Genomic DNA, 14,363 nt, shown 5'->3' with positions numbered 1-14,363 from the left:
AGGCCTCAACCGGCGGCCAGTTCGGCGTCGGCGGCGTCTTCGATGACGGCCTGCACGGCGTCCAGCGCGCGGCTGCTGCTCAGGCCCAAGCCGCCAATCACCCGGGCGCCCCGCGCCCCCCGGCCACTGGCCGCGTGCACGCCCACCCAGGCGTTGCGGCCCGAGCGCTTGGCGGCGTAAAGCCCCAAGTCGGCCAGGTTCACCACCTGCTGCCACTGCCGGGCCAGCGGCCGCTCGGGCTCGAAAGGCAAGCAGGCGAAGCCCACCGAACACGTCACGTCCATTCGCGCCCCGTCCGGCAGCTCGAACGGCGTGGCGGCCACCACGGTGCGCATGCGCTCCGCGAGCTCTTCGGCGCGCGCACGGTCGGTGCCGCGCGCCACGGCCAGAAACTCCTCGCCGCCCCAGCGCACCAGCACATCGGTTTCGCGCAGCACCGAGCGCAGCCGCGCGCCGAACTGCACCAGCACCGTGTCCCCGGCCGCGTGGCCGTGCCGGTCGTTCACGCGCTTGAATCCGTCGATGTCCAGCAGCAGGAACACGGTGTCGGCCTCGGCGGGCTGCCCGCCGGCAGCCAGCGTCTCCTGCATGCGCCGCAGCCCCACCACCAGTTCAGGCGCCACCTGATCGACGAGGTAGCGCCGGTTGTGCAAGCCGGTCAGCGGATCGGTCACGCTGCTGAGCTGCAGCTGGGCGGACTTCTCCTGCAAGGCCTCATGCAAGGCGCGCAGTTCAGCCGTGCGTTCGCGCACCTTGTGTTCCAGCTGCCCTTGGCGCCGCTGCAGCAGCCGCGTGCGCATGGCCACCACCTGCATCAATGCCAGCACCAGGGCCACCGCCAAGGCCGCGCGGAACCACCAGGTCTGGTACCACGCAGGCTGCACGCGCACCGGCAGGCGCAGGTCCTGCTCGACCCAGACGCCATCGCGGTTGGACGCCCGCAGGCGCAAGGTGTAGGTTCCCGGCTGCAGGTTGGCGTAGGAAGCCAGGCGGCGCGACGGCTCGGCCACACGCCAGTCGGCGTCGTAGCCTTCCAACCGGTAGGCGTATTGGTTGCGGTCGGGCGCTGAAAAGTCGCTGGACGCAAATTCGACGGACAAGCTGTTGGCGCCGGCTGGCACCTCCAACCCGCCCAAGGTCGCTGGCGAGACGGGGCGCCCGCCGATCAGCACCTCGCTCACCAGCACGGTTGGCTTCTGATCCCAGCTGCGCAGCCGCTCGGGCCGCACCACGGTCATGCCGCCTGAGCCGCCGAACAGCAGGTCGCCGCGCTCGGTTCGCGCGGCCGAGCCGGTCCAGTAGGTCGGGAACACCACGCCTTCGGCACGGCGGAACGTGCGCACGGCCAAGGACTGCGAATCGATGCGCGCCAAGCCATCGTCCGTGCTGGCCCAGACTTGGCCCTGCAAGTCCAGCAACAAGGCGTTCACCGTTGCATCCGGCAGGCCCTGCGGCCGGCCGATGCGGTGCTGCACGGCACCGCCCGGCGCGGTCGACACCACGTCGATCCCCCCGCCGTACGTGCCCACCCAAAGCCGATCCCGCCCGTCGGGCAGCAAGGCGGTCACGAACCCGGCAGACAGGCCGCGCGCCTGGCCGACTCCGGCGGGGAACTGCTCGACCGCGCCACTCGCCGTATCAAACCGGTTCAACCCGTTGCGCGTGCCCACCCACAGCGGCCCGGCCTCGCCTCGGGCGAGCACCATGATGCGTTCGTCGGTGAATCCGGGAGGCGCGGGGCGCACCGGCTCACTGCGGCCGGTCGCCCAATCCAGCCGCCACAGGCCGTCGAACTGGCCGCCAACCCACAGCGTGGCACCGTCGGCCAGCAAGGTCCAGGTCGACGCGGTCGGATCGCGCCCTTGCAGCGTCACCCGCTGCACCGACCGGGCCTGCGCATCGGCGCGGTACAGCCCGCGCTTGGTGGCGATGTAGACGGAGCCGTCCGGCACGCGGGCCATGCCCAGCACCATGTCGGGCGGCAAGGCCGCAGTGGGCGCGCTCGCATCCGGCCGGATGCCGCCCACCCGGCGGCCGGTGTCGTCCAGCACATCCACGCCACTCACGTGCGTGGCCAGCCACACCCGCCCTTCGGGCATCGGCAAGATCCAGCTGATTTCGCCACTCAGGAAGCGCGAATCCAGCGCATCGCGCATGTCCGTGCTGACGCCCAGCCGCGTGAGCACGCCGTCTTGCCGGGGGTCGTACCGGCTGAGCCCGCGGTTGGACGCCACCCAGATCTGCCCAGCCCGATCCCGGTAGAGGGTGCGCACCGCGTTGTCCGCCAGGCTCACGGGCCAGGCCGGCACGTGGCGCAGCCGGCGCGTGTCCAGCGTGGCCGTGTCCACCGCCACCGCGCCCTGCCCCAACGTCGACACCCACATCTCGCCCGGCTGCACCTCCAGCAACCGCGTGATCTCGCTGTTGAGCAACAAGTCGTCTTTCTCGGCGACCTGGGACTCGCGGACGGCCACCGCGCCAGCGCGGCCGCCATCGCCCAGCAGGAACACACCTTCGTGCCGCGCGCCCGCCCAGATTCGGCCGGCGCTGTCTTCGGTCAGCGCCAGCGGCTGCACCACCCGCCCCGGCACCAGCGGCACCGCCTCAATCGGCCCGCCCGCAGCCGGCCGGCGGAACAGGCCAGCGGCCGTCCCCAGCCAGATTTGCCCACGCCGGTCCCGCAGGGCGGTCCACACCGGCGCGCCGGCCGTCGCCGCCCAGCCTCCCGGCGCGCTGGCCCGTTCGATGCGGCCGGTGGAGGGGTCCAGGTGATCCAGGCCGCCGTCGGTCACGACCCACAAGCCGCCGGCCCCGTCATCCAGCAGTTGCCGGATGCTCACATGGCTCAGGCCTTGGGCGCCGCCCACCGGCACGGGGACGAAACGGTCGGTGGCGGGGTCAAACCGCAGCAACCCGGCCGCGCTGGTGCCCACCCACAGCCGCCCCGCGGCGTCTCCGAACAGCGACTGCACGTAGTTGTCCGGCAGGCCGCCGGGCTGCCCGGGCGAGCCCTTGTAAACCTTGAAGCGGTAGCCATCCCAACGCGCCAGGCCGCCCAGCGTGCCCACCCAGAGAAAGCCCTGCCCGTCTTCGGCCACGGCCGTGGCAATCGCATTCGGCAGGCCTTGGTCTTGGCCAAGGTGCTGAAAGGTGACGTCGGCGAGGTTCGACCAACGCCGCTCCGGCGCAGCTGCGGCATCTCCTGCGTGCAAGGTCGCGATGCCGGCCCAAAGCAGGCACGCCCCCGCCACGGTGAGGCGATGCCGCCACCGAACCGGGTTCAGCGATGCGAGAAGGTGGAACAAACGGTTGAACACGCGCACGTCCGGCCGCAGGTCAGAACAGGGGTCACAACGCCTCAACCCCGCGATGCGGCCGATTTTGATGCAGTGCGGCACCGCTCGGTACCGGCCCTTTGCAACTCAGGGTTCGGCGCCGGACGACCGCTTCTGCATTTGCCGCGCAATGCCCCGCAGGATGTGCACTTCCTCCTGCGTCAACTCGGCCCGGTTGAAGAGCTGATTGAGCCGCGGCATGAGCTTGCGCGGGGCTTGCGGGTCCAGGAACCCGATGTCCACCAGCGCCGCCTGCAGGTGCTCCAGCAGCCCCTGCACCGCCTGCGCGTCCGCCCGGGTGACGTCGGGCGTGCGCGCCTGCACGCCGAAGCCGCCGAGGGCTTGCCGCAAGTCGTAGGCCAGCAACTGCACCGCCTGCGACAAATTAAGCGACCCGTACTCCGGATGCGTGGGAATGCTCAGCACGGCATGGCTGCGGTACACATCCTCGTTGCTCATGCCGTAGCGCTCGGACCCGAACAGCAAGGCCAGTCGAGGCGCTTGCGGGCGCGCCGCCAATGCCGAGAACAGCGCGCGCGGCTCATGCGTGGGCGGGCCGAAGTCGCGCGGCGTCATGGCCGTGGCGCAGACGAAATCCACCCCATCCAGCGCCTCCGCCAGCGTGCCCACCACCCGGGCGCGCGCCAGGATGTCGGCCGCGCCGCTGGCCATCGCGATCGCTTCCTCGTGGCACAACACGTCGGCAAACCGCGGCGCGACCAGCACCAGGTCTGCAAAGCCCATCACCTTCATCGCCCGTGCCGTGGCGCCCACATTGCCTGCGTGGCTGGTGTTGATCAGGATGAAGCGTGTGGATTCCACGGGTTTTTACGGGGTGTGCGGCTAGAATCGCGCGATTATCCGGGGCGGCCCTGCGGCCTCGGCCGCTCTTTTCCTTCGTCAGCCCCTTCTTCACCCAGCGAGTGCCCGCATGCAGCAAACGTCCCTCCATCCCATGCTCAACGTCGCCATCAAGGCGGCCCGCGCAGCCGGCGCCATCATCAACCGCGCGTCGCTGGATCTGGAGGCTCTGCGCATCAACACCAAGAGCCCGAACGACTTCGTGACCGAAGTCGATCACGCTGCAGAAGGGGTGATCATCGAGACGCTGCTGAGCGCCTATCCCGACCACGGCATCCTGGCCGAAGAGTCCGGCCGCACCCACGGCGCCAAGCACTCGGAATTCGTCTGGATCATCGATCCGCTGGACGGCACCACCAACTTCATCCACGGCATGCCCGTGTACTGCGTGTCCATCGCGCTGGCCCACCGCGGCGTGGTGCAGCAGGCCGTGGTGTACGACCCCACCCGCGACGACCTCTTCTACGCCAGCAAGGGCCGCGGCGCCTTCCTGAACGACCGCCGCCTGCGCGTGTCGCGCCGCACCCGCATGAGCGACGCCCTGATCGGCACCGGCTTCCCCTTCCGCCGCGGCGACAACTTCAAGCGCTACGTGAAGATGTTCGAGGAAGTGATGCAGCAGTGCGCCGGCCTGCGCCGCCCGGGCGCCGCAGCACTTGACCTCTGCTACGTGGCCGCCGGCTACTACGACGCCTTCTTTGAAACCGGCCTGCAGCCCTGGGACTTGGCGGCCGGCTCGTTGATCGTGACCGAGGCCGGTGGCCTGATCGGCAACTTCACGGGCGAGGCCGATTTCCTGCACCAGCGTGAAGTGGTGGCCGGCAACCCCAAGATCTACGCTCAACTGGTGACGACGCTGGCCCCCTACACCCGCGTGATCAAGGAAGAAGACCTGGCAGCCCCCGCGGAAGGCAGCAACGGCGCTGACGCACCGAAGCCCGCCGCAACGCCCGCACCCGCCAAGAAGCGCGGCCCCGTGCGCATCAAGAAGGACGACGCCGGCGACGCACCGGTCTGACCCTGCAGCTCCTCTAAAACAGCCCTCCTCGCGAGGGCTTTTTCATGTCCGGCCGTGACGAATTCCGCAGGCGCGACACCTACGGAATAACCCGCAGACCCGACCGTGACAAAGGCACGCCTTGACCCCTTATCCACGGGGGCGGCGGCAGACAGAATGCGCCCCGCACCGCGATCACGAGTCGCTCTGTCAACCCGTCAACCCGCCCGAAAGATCCAGATGTTTGTTCGTTCCGCTGTCGCCCTCGCCCTCGTTGCCGCCGCTTCCCTGGCCCACGCCGATGCCAAGGTTCTGAAGAAGGTCGCGCCCGAGTACCCCGCCGAGGCCGTCAAGAAGAACATCAGCTCGGGCAGCGTCCGCGCCAAGATTGCCATCGCCGGCGACGGCAAGGTGTCCAACGTGGACGTGGTGGAAGCCGAACCCAAGCGCGTCTTCGACCGCGCCGCCGTCGACGCGCTGAGCCAGTGGAAGTTCGAAGGCACCGGCGCGCCCCAGACGCACGAAGTCAAGCTGGTGTTCAAGTCGGAAGACTGAGACCGCAGCCCTGCCCATCCCAACGGATGGGCGATCGCCTCCGCATGAATTGCCAGTCGGTTGACCGACGCTCATGGGGAACATCCAAGGCCCGCGCAAGCGGGCCTTGTGCTTTCTGGCGGCCAGATAATGCGCGGCCCCATGAAAGCCGACACCGCCTCCGACCTCGCCCCGCACACGCCCATGATGCAGCATTACTTGCATATCCAATAATATCAACAACTTAGGACGTTGTTACATCATTTGACTACCCCGTAGCTACAAAACAAGCAGGGGCATCGGCTTCCCTTCGAGCACGTGCCTTGTCACGCTCAAGCCTTGGCTACGGCTCGCGGCGACGACAGGTGACGGAGCGCCAGGAATGGCACACCCAGGTATCAGTGTCAGGTTGCAGTTCAACTGCTGGCCGGCCTATACTTCCGATGCATCGGAGTATTTGACATGACCTCGACCGTCTTCGTCCCCAGTGCGGAAGCCGCGTACATCGCTGAGCTGACCGACCGCGACATGAACCGCGTGTTTGACGAGCACCTCGTGCCCGCTGCGCTGGTGCGCGCAGATGACGGCCGGCGCTTCGCTCGACTGGCGTCGGCGTTTGCGCACTTCTACTTCGTCACCGACGGCATCTATGCCGCACCGCTGCGTCGTCGTGTGGTGGCAGAGTTGACCGAGCGCGTGGTCGCCCGGCGCAATCGGGACCACATCTTGGCACTGCAGGAAGCACTCAAGCAGGCCGACTGGCTGGTCAACGTGCAGTTTGGTCAGGTCGTGGATGTCTCCTCGTTCGTCGAGAACGCCATGAAGCGTGCTCGCACAGTCGATGAGGCCGAGGCCGCCATCCAGGCCTCAGACGACATCATGGGTGGCTTGCCAGTGTTCGCTGGCACCCGAGTACCCATCGACATGGTGACTGCCTCCCTGGACAAGGGCATCTCGATGGAGAGAGTCCGCGACTCGTACCCATTCGTGACGCCCAGACTCGTGGAAGCTGCCAAGGTCTACCAACTCGTGCACCCACGCCGCGGCCGCCGGCGCAGCCTGGGAGACACCCACCCGGATTGGAAGGTGCGCGAGACGAAAGTCGTCAGGCTCCCTCGCGTCCGAGCTGCGTCAACTTGAGAAGCGCCCTCCCCTGCAATAGCGCCAGGCCGCTTTCGTGCGGCCATTCATGTTGTCGACATGGTGACCTTGCGCGGACATGCCCATCAAGTTTCTGATTGACGAGTGCCTCTCACCAACGCTGGTCGATGATGCGCATGCAGCCGGGTTCATCGAGTCGACTTGCGTTCGCAACCGCGGCTTGGCCGGCACGAAGGACTGGCACTTGATGACTCTGGTCATCGCCGAGGACTACACCTTGGTGACGAACAACTCGAGGGACTTCCGCGGTGAAGGCCCCAACGAACCGGGTGGGTTGCATGCCAAGCAGCCCATTCATGCCGGGCTCGTCTGCTTGAACTGCGCCGCGTCAGGCGGCATGGACCTGGACCTGCAGCGCGCACTGTTCCAGGTCGCGCTCGAGCAATTGGAAGGACGAGACGACCTCGTCAACCAAGCCATTGAAGTCACCTTGGAAGACGACGGGGCCAGCGTCCGGGTCGTGTTCTACGACATTCCTGTCGCGTAACTCGTTCACGTGGGCACACGAAGGGCCCCTGGTTACACCGGCCTACGCTTCGAAGCTGTCGGCGCTGTCCGGTCGATGCATTCCGAGAGCAAGCGACTCCACCCTTCAGCCGAACCCCGGCGCTCAGCACCCGGGGTCCGCCTGACCTCCCAGTATCCCTTCCAGTACGCCGCCAACTCGCGCTCGGCGGCCTGGACTTCGGGCTCGGCAAGGAAGGCTTGGCAAGCCTTGCGCAGGCCGGGCAGGATGCAGTAGCTCGGCCAGGCCAGCTCGGCGAAGGTTTCCATGTCCGGCTGCATGTGCCGGTAGCCGGACTCGCCCTCCGGCAAGGCCTTGTTGTCGTTGAGCAGGAAGGCGCGCAGCACCGGCAGCGTGAACAGTGCCGTGGCCAACTCGAGCCGGAACTCGGCGGGCCTTTCCTCTGCGAAGGCGACGAAGGCCCGCGTCGCGGCGGCGGTCAGGCCGGACTCGTCTGAGATTGCCTTGAGCGAGCGCCTGGCGGCTGCCACCTCGCCCTGCTCCAGCAGAAGAAAGGGCAGGGCGTAGCGCACGCCCAGGTTGTCGTTGGGGTTCAGCCGCAGCATTTTGCGCGCCACCCGTGCGGCGGCGTCGCTAGCACCTCGCTCGTGGTGCAGCCGGAGCTGGAGCCAAAGCAGCCGGTGATAGAAGCGGTTGCCCAGGTGGCCCCAGAGGATGCGTCCTTTGAAGCCCTTAGGTATCAGTGCCTCGGCTCGGCGAACCGCTGCGTTGGCGGTGGTCAACGCCTGCGGCTCGCCAGCGTTCTTCTGCATCCAGGCTAGGGCCAGGCTGGCTTCCAGGAAGCCGGGCTGCATGGCCAGGATGGCCTCTACCCAGCCGCGGGCGCGCCTCTTCTGTGCCTTGGGAAACCCGTCGTAGCCCTGCCAGTTGTCGTCGAGCTGTTCGACCAACTGCCGGCAGGCTGGGCTTTCCTCGAAGCAGCCGCCCAGACCGCCCTCGGCATCCAGTTCGTGGACGGCGAATCGGTACAACGGTGCATTGGCGTCCAGAGGGCTACGCTGCCGCACCTCGCGCCAGCTTCGACCTGCGCACAACCCGGCGGACACTTTGTCCAGCACCTTCTGCTTGGGCGCATCGGTCAGCATGGCCAGCATCTCGCCCAATGCCTCGAACGCATCCAGCTGTGCGGAAGGCATCGTGACCTCCGCTTCTGCCCTGGCCGCGAGCAGGACGGCGGTACTCAGCGCATCCAGCCAGCCCGCAGGCAGTGGTCCAGGGGCGAAGTCCGCAGCGCGGCCCAAGTGGGCGCTCAGGTGGTGCCAGAACGGAAACCGCAGCGCCTGCGCCATCACGTCCAACGCGCGGCTGTGGGGAATGTCGGCCGCCTTGGCCAGCAGCTTGGCGGCGAACTTGATGCGCGCCTCCAACCGTTCGACCTGCTCAGCCGGCTCCCGGTTGAACCAAAAGGACTCGGCGGCGAGGTCGAGGGCATGGGCAGCCCGGTCGAACGCCGGGCTCGGGGTGTACTTGGGTGCTTCAGACACGGGCTCTCCTGGCAGGCTCAAGGCAGACGGTCCGCTCGCCCAGCGCCTGCAAAGAGGTGTCTGGTCGGTCAATTCATCAAGGGATGTCGCTGGGGCTGCTTCTCCGATGCGGACGGAAGGCGCGCGACGGGCACCGGACTACAGGGTACACGAAGGAGCGCCTCGTTGACGGCTCGCCCGCCCCTCAAGTAGTTCAGCTCGATGCCGATACCAACGACGAGGCGAGGTAGTTGCGCCCGGTGCGTGCATGGGTCCTCCCTCTTGCCATCACCAGGCCTGCACGTCGCTGAACAACACGACGGAGCAGACATTGAAATTCACCTACCGCGCCACGCTCGTCGACCGGGAGACCGGCCGCCTGCGGAACACGACCGAGACCATCGAGACCGACACTTGGCTGGCGCGCATCGCCGACCCGGCGCGACCGCTCTACGGCAACGCGCTGGAAATCTTTGAGCGCAACCTGGCTCCCTATGCGCGGGATGAAGAGGTCGACAACTTCTTCAGCATGTACCTCAACACCTACTTCGAGTGGAAAAAGTTCAACATCGTCCTGACCTTCGAGTACGCGATGTACATGTGGGCCGAATACAAAGCTGGGCGGATATCGAGCAAGGTCTGGGCTGCGGTGCTGTCGGTCGCATGGCAATCGGGCGCGCGCGGCATGATGGCCTGCGTCGTCCTCACGACCGCACAGGTTCGGGAGATGTTCCAGGCGGCAGACCGGCACACTTTGCTGGACTTGTCCTCCAGCGACGACGAGGACATGAACGCGCTGTACGACAGCCTGCCTGAGACCCTCACGGTCTACCGTGGTGTGTCGACTGGCATCGACCATTTCGAGGACGGCTTCTCCTGGACGCGGGACATGACAGAGCCCATGCGCTTCGCGACGTTGAACTGCCAATCCAAGAAGGAGATTCCGGGCTTCATCACGGCAACCATCCGCAAGGAGGCCGTGCTGGGGCTCTTCGCCTTTGAGGGCGAGGTCGTCGTCGACCCGGCTGTTCCCAAGCTTGAGGTGCACAAGCAGTTCCTGCGCGGCAATGACTTGCGCAAATTCCACAGGCAGTTTGATGTGGAGGCCAACACCCAGGACATGCTCCACAACTGGGCCAAGCGCTGACAGCCATCGGCAAACCGCCAGACCACAAACCGACGGGCAATCCGCCCCACGAGGACCATGCCGATGCTGAGATACAAAGACCGGATACGCCTGACACCCAAGGAGCGGGCGGCCTTCGCGGAATTGCCCGTTGAAGGGGTCGCCGCTCCGACGACGGTGGCTGAGTACAACGCCGCGCTGGAGTCTGCCGCAGACGTCTGGTCGGCCGGCGACTCGGCGGAGGAGCAGCTCGCCGCGCTTCTTGCGCGCGACCAGATGTTGGTCGAATCGCCGCAGCCGGTGTGCGAGGACGGAACCCCACTTGCGGTATCGCCTTCCGCGGAGGACCGCACTGACGAGCTCAGAGGTGCCTGACCCCGCGAGGGGAAAGGCCTGACGGCAGGAGTTCCCGCCGTCAGGCCTTCGAGGTCACCGCGACGGCTTAGCGCTCGCTGCCCGCCCCAAACAGCGGGTTGTCGTGCCCACGCCAGACGCGTTCGCAGACGTCCACCACGGCCGCGTTCTCCAACGGCGTCAGTGACAGCAGCTTCTCGAGCAGCACGCGAAGATGACCGTCCTCCTCCAGGTCATCCAGCGAGTCGACGCCAAAGGTGTCGGCCACCATGGTCGCCACCGAGTTCCACGTGTCCCAGTTCCAGATGGGCGAGCACTCCGCGTTCAGGATGGTGTTGAAGTCCCCCTCGGTGAATCGACCCTTGAGGCCCTCGAGTGCCGTCTCCACGAGCATGAAGTAGCGATGCGCTGCCTGCTCCGCGATGAAACCGGACGAGAAGGGCTTGCGGCGGTCATTGTCTGTGGTGCCACGACGCTCGCCGATGTGCCACAGCAGGGCTCCACGACGCAGGGATGCGTCAATGTCAATGCCGTACTCGCCGCGTTCCTCGCCGGCGGGCTCGAACCCGCAGTGCATGCATTCTGCATAGCGACGGCGAATCCGAACTTCGTCGGCAGCGTTCATGTCAGGGGCGGTGACTTGGGTGTTCATGGATAGATGTCTCAGTTCGAAGTTGATTGAATTCGGCACAAGCCACCGAGGGCGAATCCGGCTTCGGTGGCACAGATGAGGTTCAGAGGGTCTTCAGGCCCTTCCCAGACCGACTGGTCGCCGCTCGGTTGCCAGGCAGCGTGCGGATGACCGCGTCACGCGCGGCCTTGGCGTCACAGGCCATGTCCTCCAGGGCATCGCAAAGCGCGCAGAGGCGGTCGGCCATGACCTGTCGGACGTCGAGCGGCGGCGTCATGCGCTCGATGAGGCCCGGAGGCAGCCGCCTACCGGTGTAGTGAGCGGCGCTTCGGAGGGTCTCAGCGGCGACATGAAGGTCCGGCACGGTGGCTAGCAGCCAGGCAAGGTGGTCTACGCAGGGCGCGTCCTGGGCAATCACCAGGTTGATATCGCGGCCCGGTCCGACGCGGTCTCCGTCAGATACGCCTGCCTGTGCCGTGGCGTCCGTCCACGAAAGCACCCACGGTGCCAGCACAGAACGCATCTTCACGGCATCTTGGATGCATTCGGCAAGCGCATTGAGCCGCCGAGGTGGCTTCACCGGTGCCTTCAGGTCCCGGGTGAAGCAGTGCATGAGATTGGTGCGAATCACCCCGGGCTCATCAACCAGCGGAGCCTGGACCTCTTCATAGCCTTCGTACCCGCCCAGCAAGGCCCGCGCACCAAGGATGAGAGAAGAGCTGCGCCTCGTCAGCTCCAGAGCGCTGCAGTCGCAGTACCCCACCAACGTCACCCGGTGGTCAGGCAGTGTCTCGGTGAGCTGCTCGACACGCTGGGGCTCAAGCGCCAGCTCCTGCATCGCAACGGTGGCCAGGAACATCGCGGCGGCCTCAGCGTTCGGGAGCAGAACCTCATGCTGCAGGTACAGGCCATCGATGCCATGCGTTGTCGGTCGCCGGCTGTCTGCCAGGTCTTGGTTCAGCGTGGCCCAGCTGACCAGTGCCTGCCAGGTGTTGGGCTCGGTGGTTTCCTCGTGCAGGTGCAATTCGTGCAGCGCCTTCGTGCACAGTCGTTGGCGCATGTGGGCATCCTCGGGCTGCAGGCCGGCGTTGCGGTGATTCGGGAAGGGAAAGTTTTTCATGGTGACTTTGCGCGGTGCCCCACGAGCCGAGCTCGTTGACTCGTCTGCGTAGGGCTGTTGACAACGTCCCCTTGCTCGACTGTCAGGAACCGTCCTCGGGAGGCCGAGAGTCGGTTGGTCTGGCAACGTCCTCCCGGCGAATGCCGAGAATGTCGATGTGACGGTGCAAGGGGGTGGATGCGTTCTCGCGACCGACGGTCAATGCCGTCGGTGGTCCCGCGGGGGTCTTGCCCCACCGAGGCCAGGTGCCTCGGTCCTTTGCTTGCCTCGCAGCGTTCGCCGGGGCTTGCTTATCTCGGCCGCAGAATTGGGCCGGTCAATGTGTTCTCATTGTGGCGGGCACCATCACCGATGGCAATCAAAGCCCACCTGAACTGGGTCAACCGACCAACGTAGCAGCAGTGTTGGTCGGCGGCCGAGTTGGTCAGTTCGCCTTGCTCAGCCACTCGGGCAGGCAGGACACCTTGGGGTCCGGCAGGCGACTGTTCACATCGGCCAATGTCTGCAAGGCACGCAGTGCGATGCCATCCGCCGTCTCGCGGGCCGTTTGCCAGTGCTGGTCATCTGGACTGCCAGGTGACACCAGGTCTTCGCGCTCCACGCGTCCGGCCAGGAGCTCGATGCTCAAGGTGCTGCAGGACAGATAGGTGGCGCAGGCTCGGTAGAACTCAGGGGATTGCCGGGCGACGTCGTGGCTGCCCTCCACCAGCAAGCGCAGCTGACCGTAGCGCAGGCCGATGAGCCGGCACATCTGGTCGAGGCTGTCGTCGCGCTGGATGGAGCGGGCGACCAACGCCATCACGAGCACGGGGCAATGCCGAACACTGGCCAGGGCCATCGCCGCCGTCCGGCGTTCCGCTCGCTGCGCGTCGGCTTGGTCGACCGCTCTCTGGGTCATGGCCTTGATGTCGCCCAGATTCATGCCCGGGAGCAGGTCGATGGTGAAACTGCGCTTGTTGGCGCTCCAGCGGACGGTGTTGCCTCGGGGGTTCGAGGTTTCGTTCTTCATGGTGTTGTTCCTTTGGCCGTGTGGCCTGGGGCAGCCAGTTCGAGGACTGGCCGCGATGGTGTCGACTGAACTCCAGGCCGCTGCGCTGCGGGCCGGCTGCGGACAGCGGCCGGAGGCCGGTCGGGGCGAGGAGCCCAGGAGGTGTCTGGGAGGCGGTGCGCCTCGATGAATGCAGGTGATTTCGCCTGCCGAGGCCTTTCGGCGCCTCGAGACCATTTCCTGCGGGGTTATGCCCGCCGCTCGTGTTGACCGTACGAGAGAACGGATACAGCAGAGCCTCCGGGTCCGGTGCGAGCGGGGATGCCGGCGGATGTGCTGCGTGCAGATTGTGAAAGAACCGGGGCGCATGGCGCCACGCAAGCGACCTCGAAGGTCACTGCGGCCGGTACTTCCACATGGGGGGAAGGCAGCTTTCGCTGCGGTGCTCAACAGGGCCATGGGCCTGGAGCTGCGAGCATCTGCTCGCTTGATGTCTGACTAAGCCTCAGCCATCAACTTGTCGTTGCGACGGGTGCCACTATAGCCGCCGAACGGTCGTAGCTGCAACGTACAGAGGGCTCGACTGCGCACCGCAAGAATTGTTTGTGGACCATTTCTCGGCACCCGCAAGCAGCCCCTCAAGAGGCCTCAAGTTCGTGCCGATATGGTCGGTACGGGCTTTTGTATCCGAGGAGAAATCACAAGGAGTGCGAACGGACGAATGGCACAACTTGTAGCAACGAGGTCCCTGGGGGCCGTCGGCGCTAGGCCGCCGCGTTCTGCCCGATGGCCGCCGCGAAGGGCGGCAGAAGCTCAATGAGAGCTTCAGTTCGGTATCGCACGTACCCTGAGCTCGCGCTCAAGGCTTTCTGTCGTTTCGATGAACATCTGCACCAGTCCGGCGCCCTCGTTGCGGGCAAGGACCTCTGCGTGGCGCTCGCGGGTCCGGGCAGGCTGCCGCCAGCCATCGCAGCCAACTCCTTCAAGTTGCTGCTTGGCGTGGCCCGCCTCATCCTTCAGCGCGTAGACCGCGTACTCGCGCAGTCGGGAGTCGCCCAGGTCCTCGAGGTTCTCGGCGCCCTCAAGCATGAGAGCGTCCAGCTCTGGGGTGTTGCCGGTGTGGCTCACGTCATGTCTCTATCTTTCGCTCAGGCGGAGCGTGGGCCAAACACCTGCATTTCGATGCCCACGCTATCGGCCCTGGGTCGGCAGGTTTGTGCTCAACGCCCAAGGTGGCCTGCCGTATCGGAGCGAGCCCGGGGCCCAC

At 66.4% G+C, this 14,363-nt stretch carries 13 protein-coding genes; 6 read left to right on the top strand and 7 right to left on the bottom strand.

Annotated features, from left to right (window positions below):
• Positions 1-5 precede the first annotated feature (5 nt).
• Together ACG01O_RS09290 and ACG01O_RS09285 are read right to left on the bottom strand one after the other, a co-directional pair.
• Positions 6-3,317, bottom strand: a complete 3,312-nt coding sequence (locus ACG01O_RS09290; protein WP_394383773.1) for a two-component regulator propeller domain-containing protein — start codon at positions 3,315-3,317, stop codon at positions 6-8.
• 105 nt (positions 3,318-3,422) lie between these two features.
• A complete protein-coding gene (locus ACG01O_RS09285; RefSeq protein WP_394383771.1) occupies positions 3,423-4,157 on the bottom strand; it encodes an RNA methyltransferase in 735 nt (244 codons plus the stop codon).
• Positions 4,158-4,266: 109 nt separating this feature from the next.
• On the opposite strand from ACG01O_RS09285, the gene ACG01O_RS09280 reads away from it, so the two are divergent.
• The 4 genes from ACG01O_RS09280 to ACG01O_RS09265 all read left to right on the top strand — a co-directional run bounded on the left by ACG01O_RS09280 (position 4,267) and on the right by ACG01O_RS09265 (position 7,375).
• Positions 4,267-5,214, top strand: coding sequence for an inositol monophosphatase family protein (locus ACG01O_RS09280; protein ID WP_394383769.1), 948 nt, complete (start codon positions 4,267-4,269; stop codon positions 5,212-5,214).
• A gap of 219 nt (positions 5,215-5,433) precedes the next feature.
• The gene (locus ACG01O_RS09275; RefSeq protein ID WP_394383767.1) at positions 5,434-5,748 is read left to right on the top strand and encodes an energy transducer TonB; all 315 of its coding nucleotides are present in this window, start codon (positions 5,434-5,436) and stop codon (positions 5,746-5,748) included.
• Between the two features lie 441 nt (positions 5,749-6,189).
• Entirely contained in the window at positions 6,190-6,867 is a 678-nt protein-coding gene (locus tag ACG01O_RS09270) for a DUF433 domain-containing protein (protein ID WP_394383765.1), read from the top strand.
• A 79-nt stretch (positions 6,868-6,946) separates the two neighbouring features.
• Entirely contained in the window at positions 6,947-7,375 is a 429-nt protein-coding gene (locus tag ACG01O_RS09265; protein ID WP_394383763.1) for a DUF5615 family PIN-like protein, read from the top strand.
• Positions 7,376-7,407: 32 nt separating this feature from the next.
• Here ACG01O_RS09265 and ACG01O_RS09260 read toward each other — a convergent pair whose 3' ends face one another.
• On the bottom strand, positions 7,408-8,898 hold the full coding sequence (locus tag ACG01O_RS09260; RefSeq protein WP_394383761.1) for a hypothetical protein: 1,491 nt from the start codon (positions 8,896-8,898) through the stop codon (positions 7,408-7,410).
• A 310-nt stretch (positions 8,899-9,208) separates the two neighbouring features.
• Here ACG01O_RS09260 and ACG01O_RS09255 point away from each other — a divergent pair, with 310 nt between their 5' ends.
• The gene (locus tag ACG01O_RS09255) at positions 9,209-10,024 is read left to right on the top strand and encodes a hypothetical protein (RefSeq protein WP_394383759.1); all 816 of its coding nucleotides are present in this window, start codon (positions 9,209-9,211) and stop codon (positions 10,022-10,024) included.
• 63 nt (positions 10,025-10,087) lie between these two features.
• A complete protein-coding gene (locus ACG01O_RS09250) occupies positions 10,088-10,378 on the top strand; it encodes a hypothetical protein (protein WP_394383757.1) in 291 nt (96 codons plus the stop codon).
• Between the two features lie 67 nt (positions 10,379-10,445).
• On the opposite strand, the gene ACG01O_RS09245 is transcribed toward ACG01O_RS09250, so the two are convergent.
• The 4 genes from ACG01O_RS09245 to ACG01O_RS09230 form a co-directional block, all read right to left on the bottom strand.
• The gene (locus tag ACG01O_RS09245) at positions 10,446-11,009 is read right to left on the bottom strand and encodes a patatin-like phospholipase domain-containing protein (protein ID WP_394383756.1); all 564 of its coding nucleotides are present in this window, start codon (positions 11,007-11,009) and stop codon (positions 10,446-10,448) included.
• Between the two features lie 82 nt (positions 11,010-11,091).
• Positions 11,092-12,108 carry a hypothetical protein gene (locus ACG01O_RS09240; protein ID WP_394383754.1) on the bottom strand — a complete coding sequence of 339 codons (1,017 nt, stop codon included), beginning with the start codon at positions 12,106-12,108 and terminating at the stop codon, positions 11,092-11,094.
• Positions 12,109-12,532: 424 nt separating this feature from the next.
• Positions 12,533-13,117: a hypothetical protein gene (locus tag ACG01O_RS09235; RefSeq protein ID WP_394383752.1), complete on the bottom strand. Its 585-nt coding sequence runs from the start codon at positions 13,115-13,117 to the stop codon at positions 12,533-12,535.
• Positions 13,118-13,921: 804 nt separating this feature from the next.
• Complete coding sequence (locus tag ACG01O_RS09230; RefSeq protein ID WP_394383750.1) at positions 13,922-14,224, bottom strand: hypothetical protein; 303 nt, start codon at positions 14,222-14,224, stop codon at positions 13,922-13,924.
• Positions 14,225-14,363: the final 139 nt, after the last annotated feature.

Source organism: Pelomonas baiyunensis, assembly GCF_043555935.1.
Taxonomy (GTDB): Bacteria; Pseudomonadota; Gammaproteobacteria; order Burkholderiales; family Burkholderiaceae_C; genus Pelomonas; species Pelomonas baiyunensis.
The sequence above is the reverse complement of the archived record's forward strand: the minus strand, read 5'-3'. Positions and strand labels throughout refer to the sequence as shown.

Coding starts and splice junctions, on each gene's coding strand:
- ACG01O_RS09280 (WP_394383769.1), top strand. CDS start 4,267: ATGCAGCAAACGTCCCTCCATCCCATGCTCAACGTCGCCATCAAGGCG.
- ACG01O_RS09275 (WP_394383767.1), top strand. CDS start 5,434: ATGTTTGTTCGTTCCGCTGTCGCCCTCGCCCTCGTTGCCGCCGCTTCC.
- ACG01O_RS09270 (WP_394383765.1), top strand. CDS start 6,190: ATGACCTCGACCGTCTTCGTCCCCAGTGCGGAAGCCGCGTACATCGCT.
- ACG01O_RS09265 (WP_394383763.1), top strand. CDS start 6,947: ATGCCCATCAAGTTTCTGATTGACGAGTGCCTCTCACCAACGCTGGTC.
- ACG01O_RS09250 (WP_394383757.1), top strand. CDS start 10,088: ATGCTGAGATACAAAGACCGGATACGCCTGACACCCAAGGAGCGGGCG.
- ACG01O_RS09245 (WP_394383756.1), bottom strand. CDS start 11,009: ATGAACACCCAAGTCACCGCCCCTGACATGAACGCTGCCGACGAAGTT.
- ACG01O_RS09240 (WP_394383754.1), bottom strand. CDS start 12,108: ATGAAAAACTTTCCCTTCCCGAATCACCGCAACGCCGGCCTGCAGCCC.
- ACG01O_RS09235 (WP_394383752.1), bottom strand. CDS start 13,117: ATGAAGAACGAAACCTCGAACCCCCGAGGCAACACCGTCCGCTGGAGC.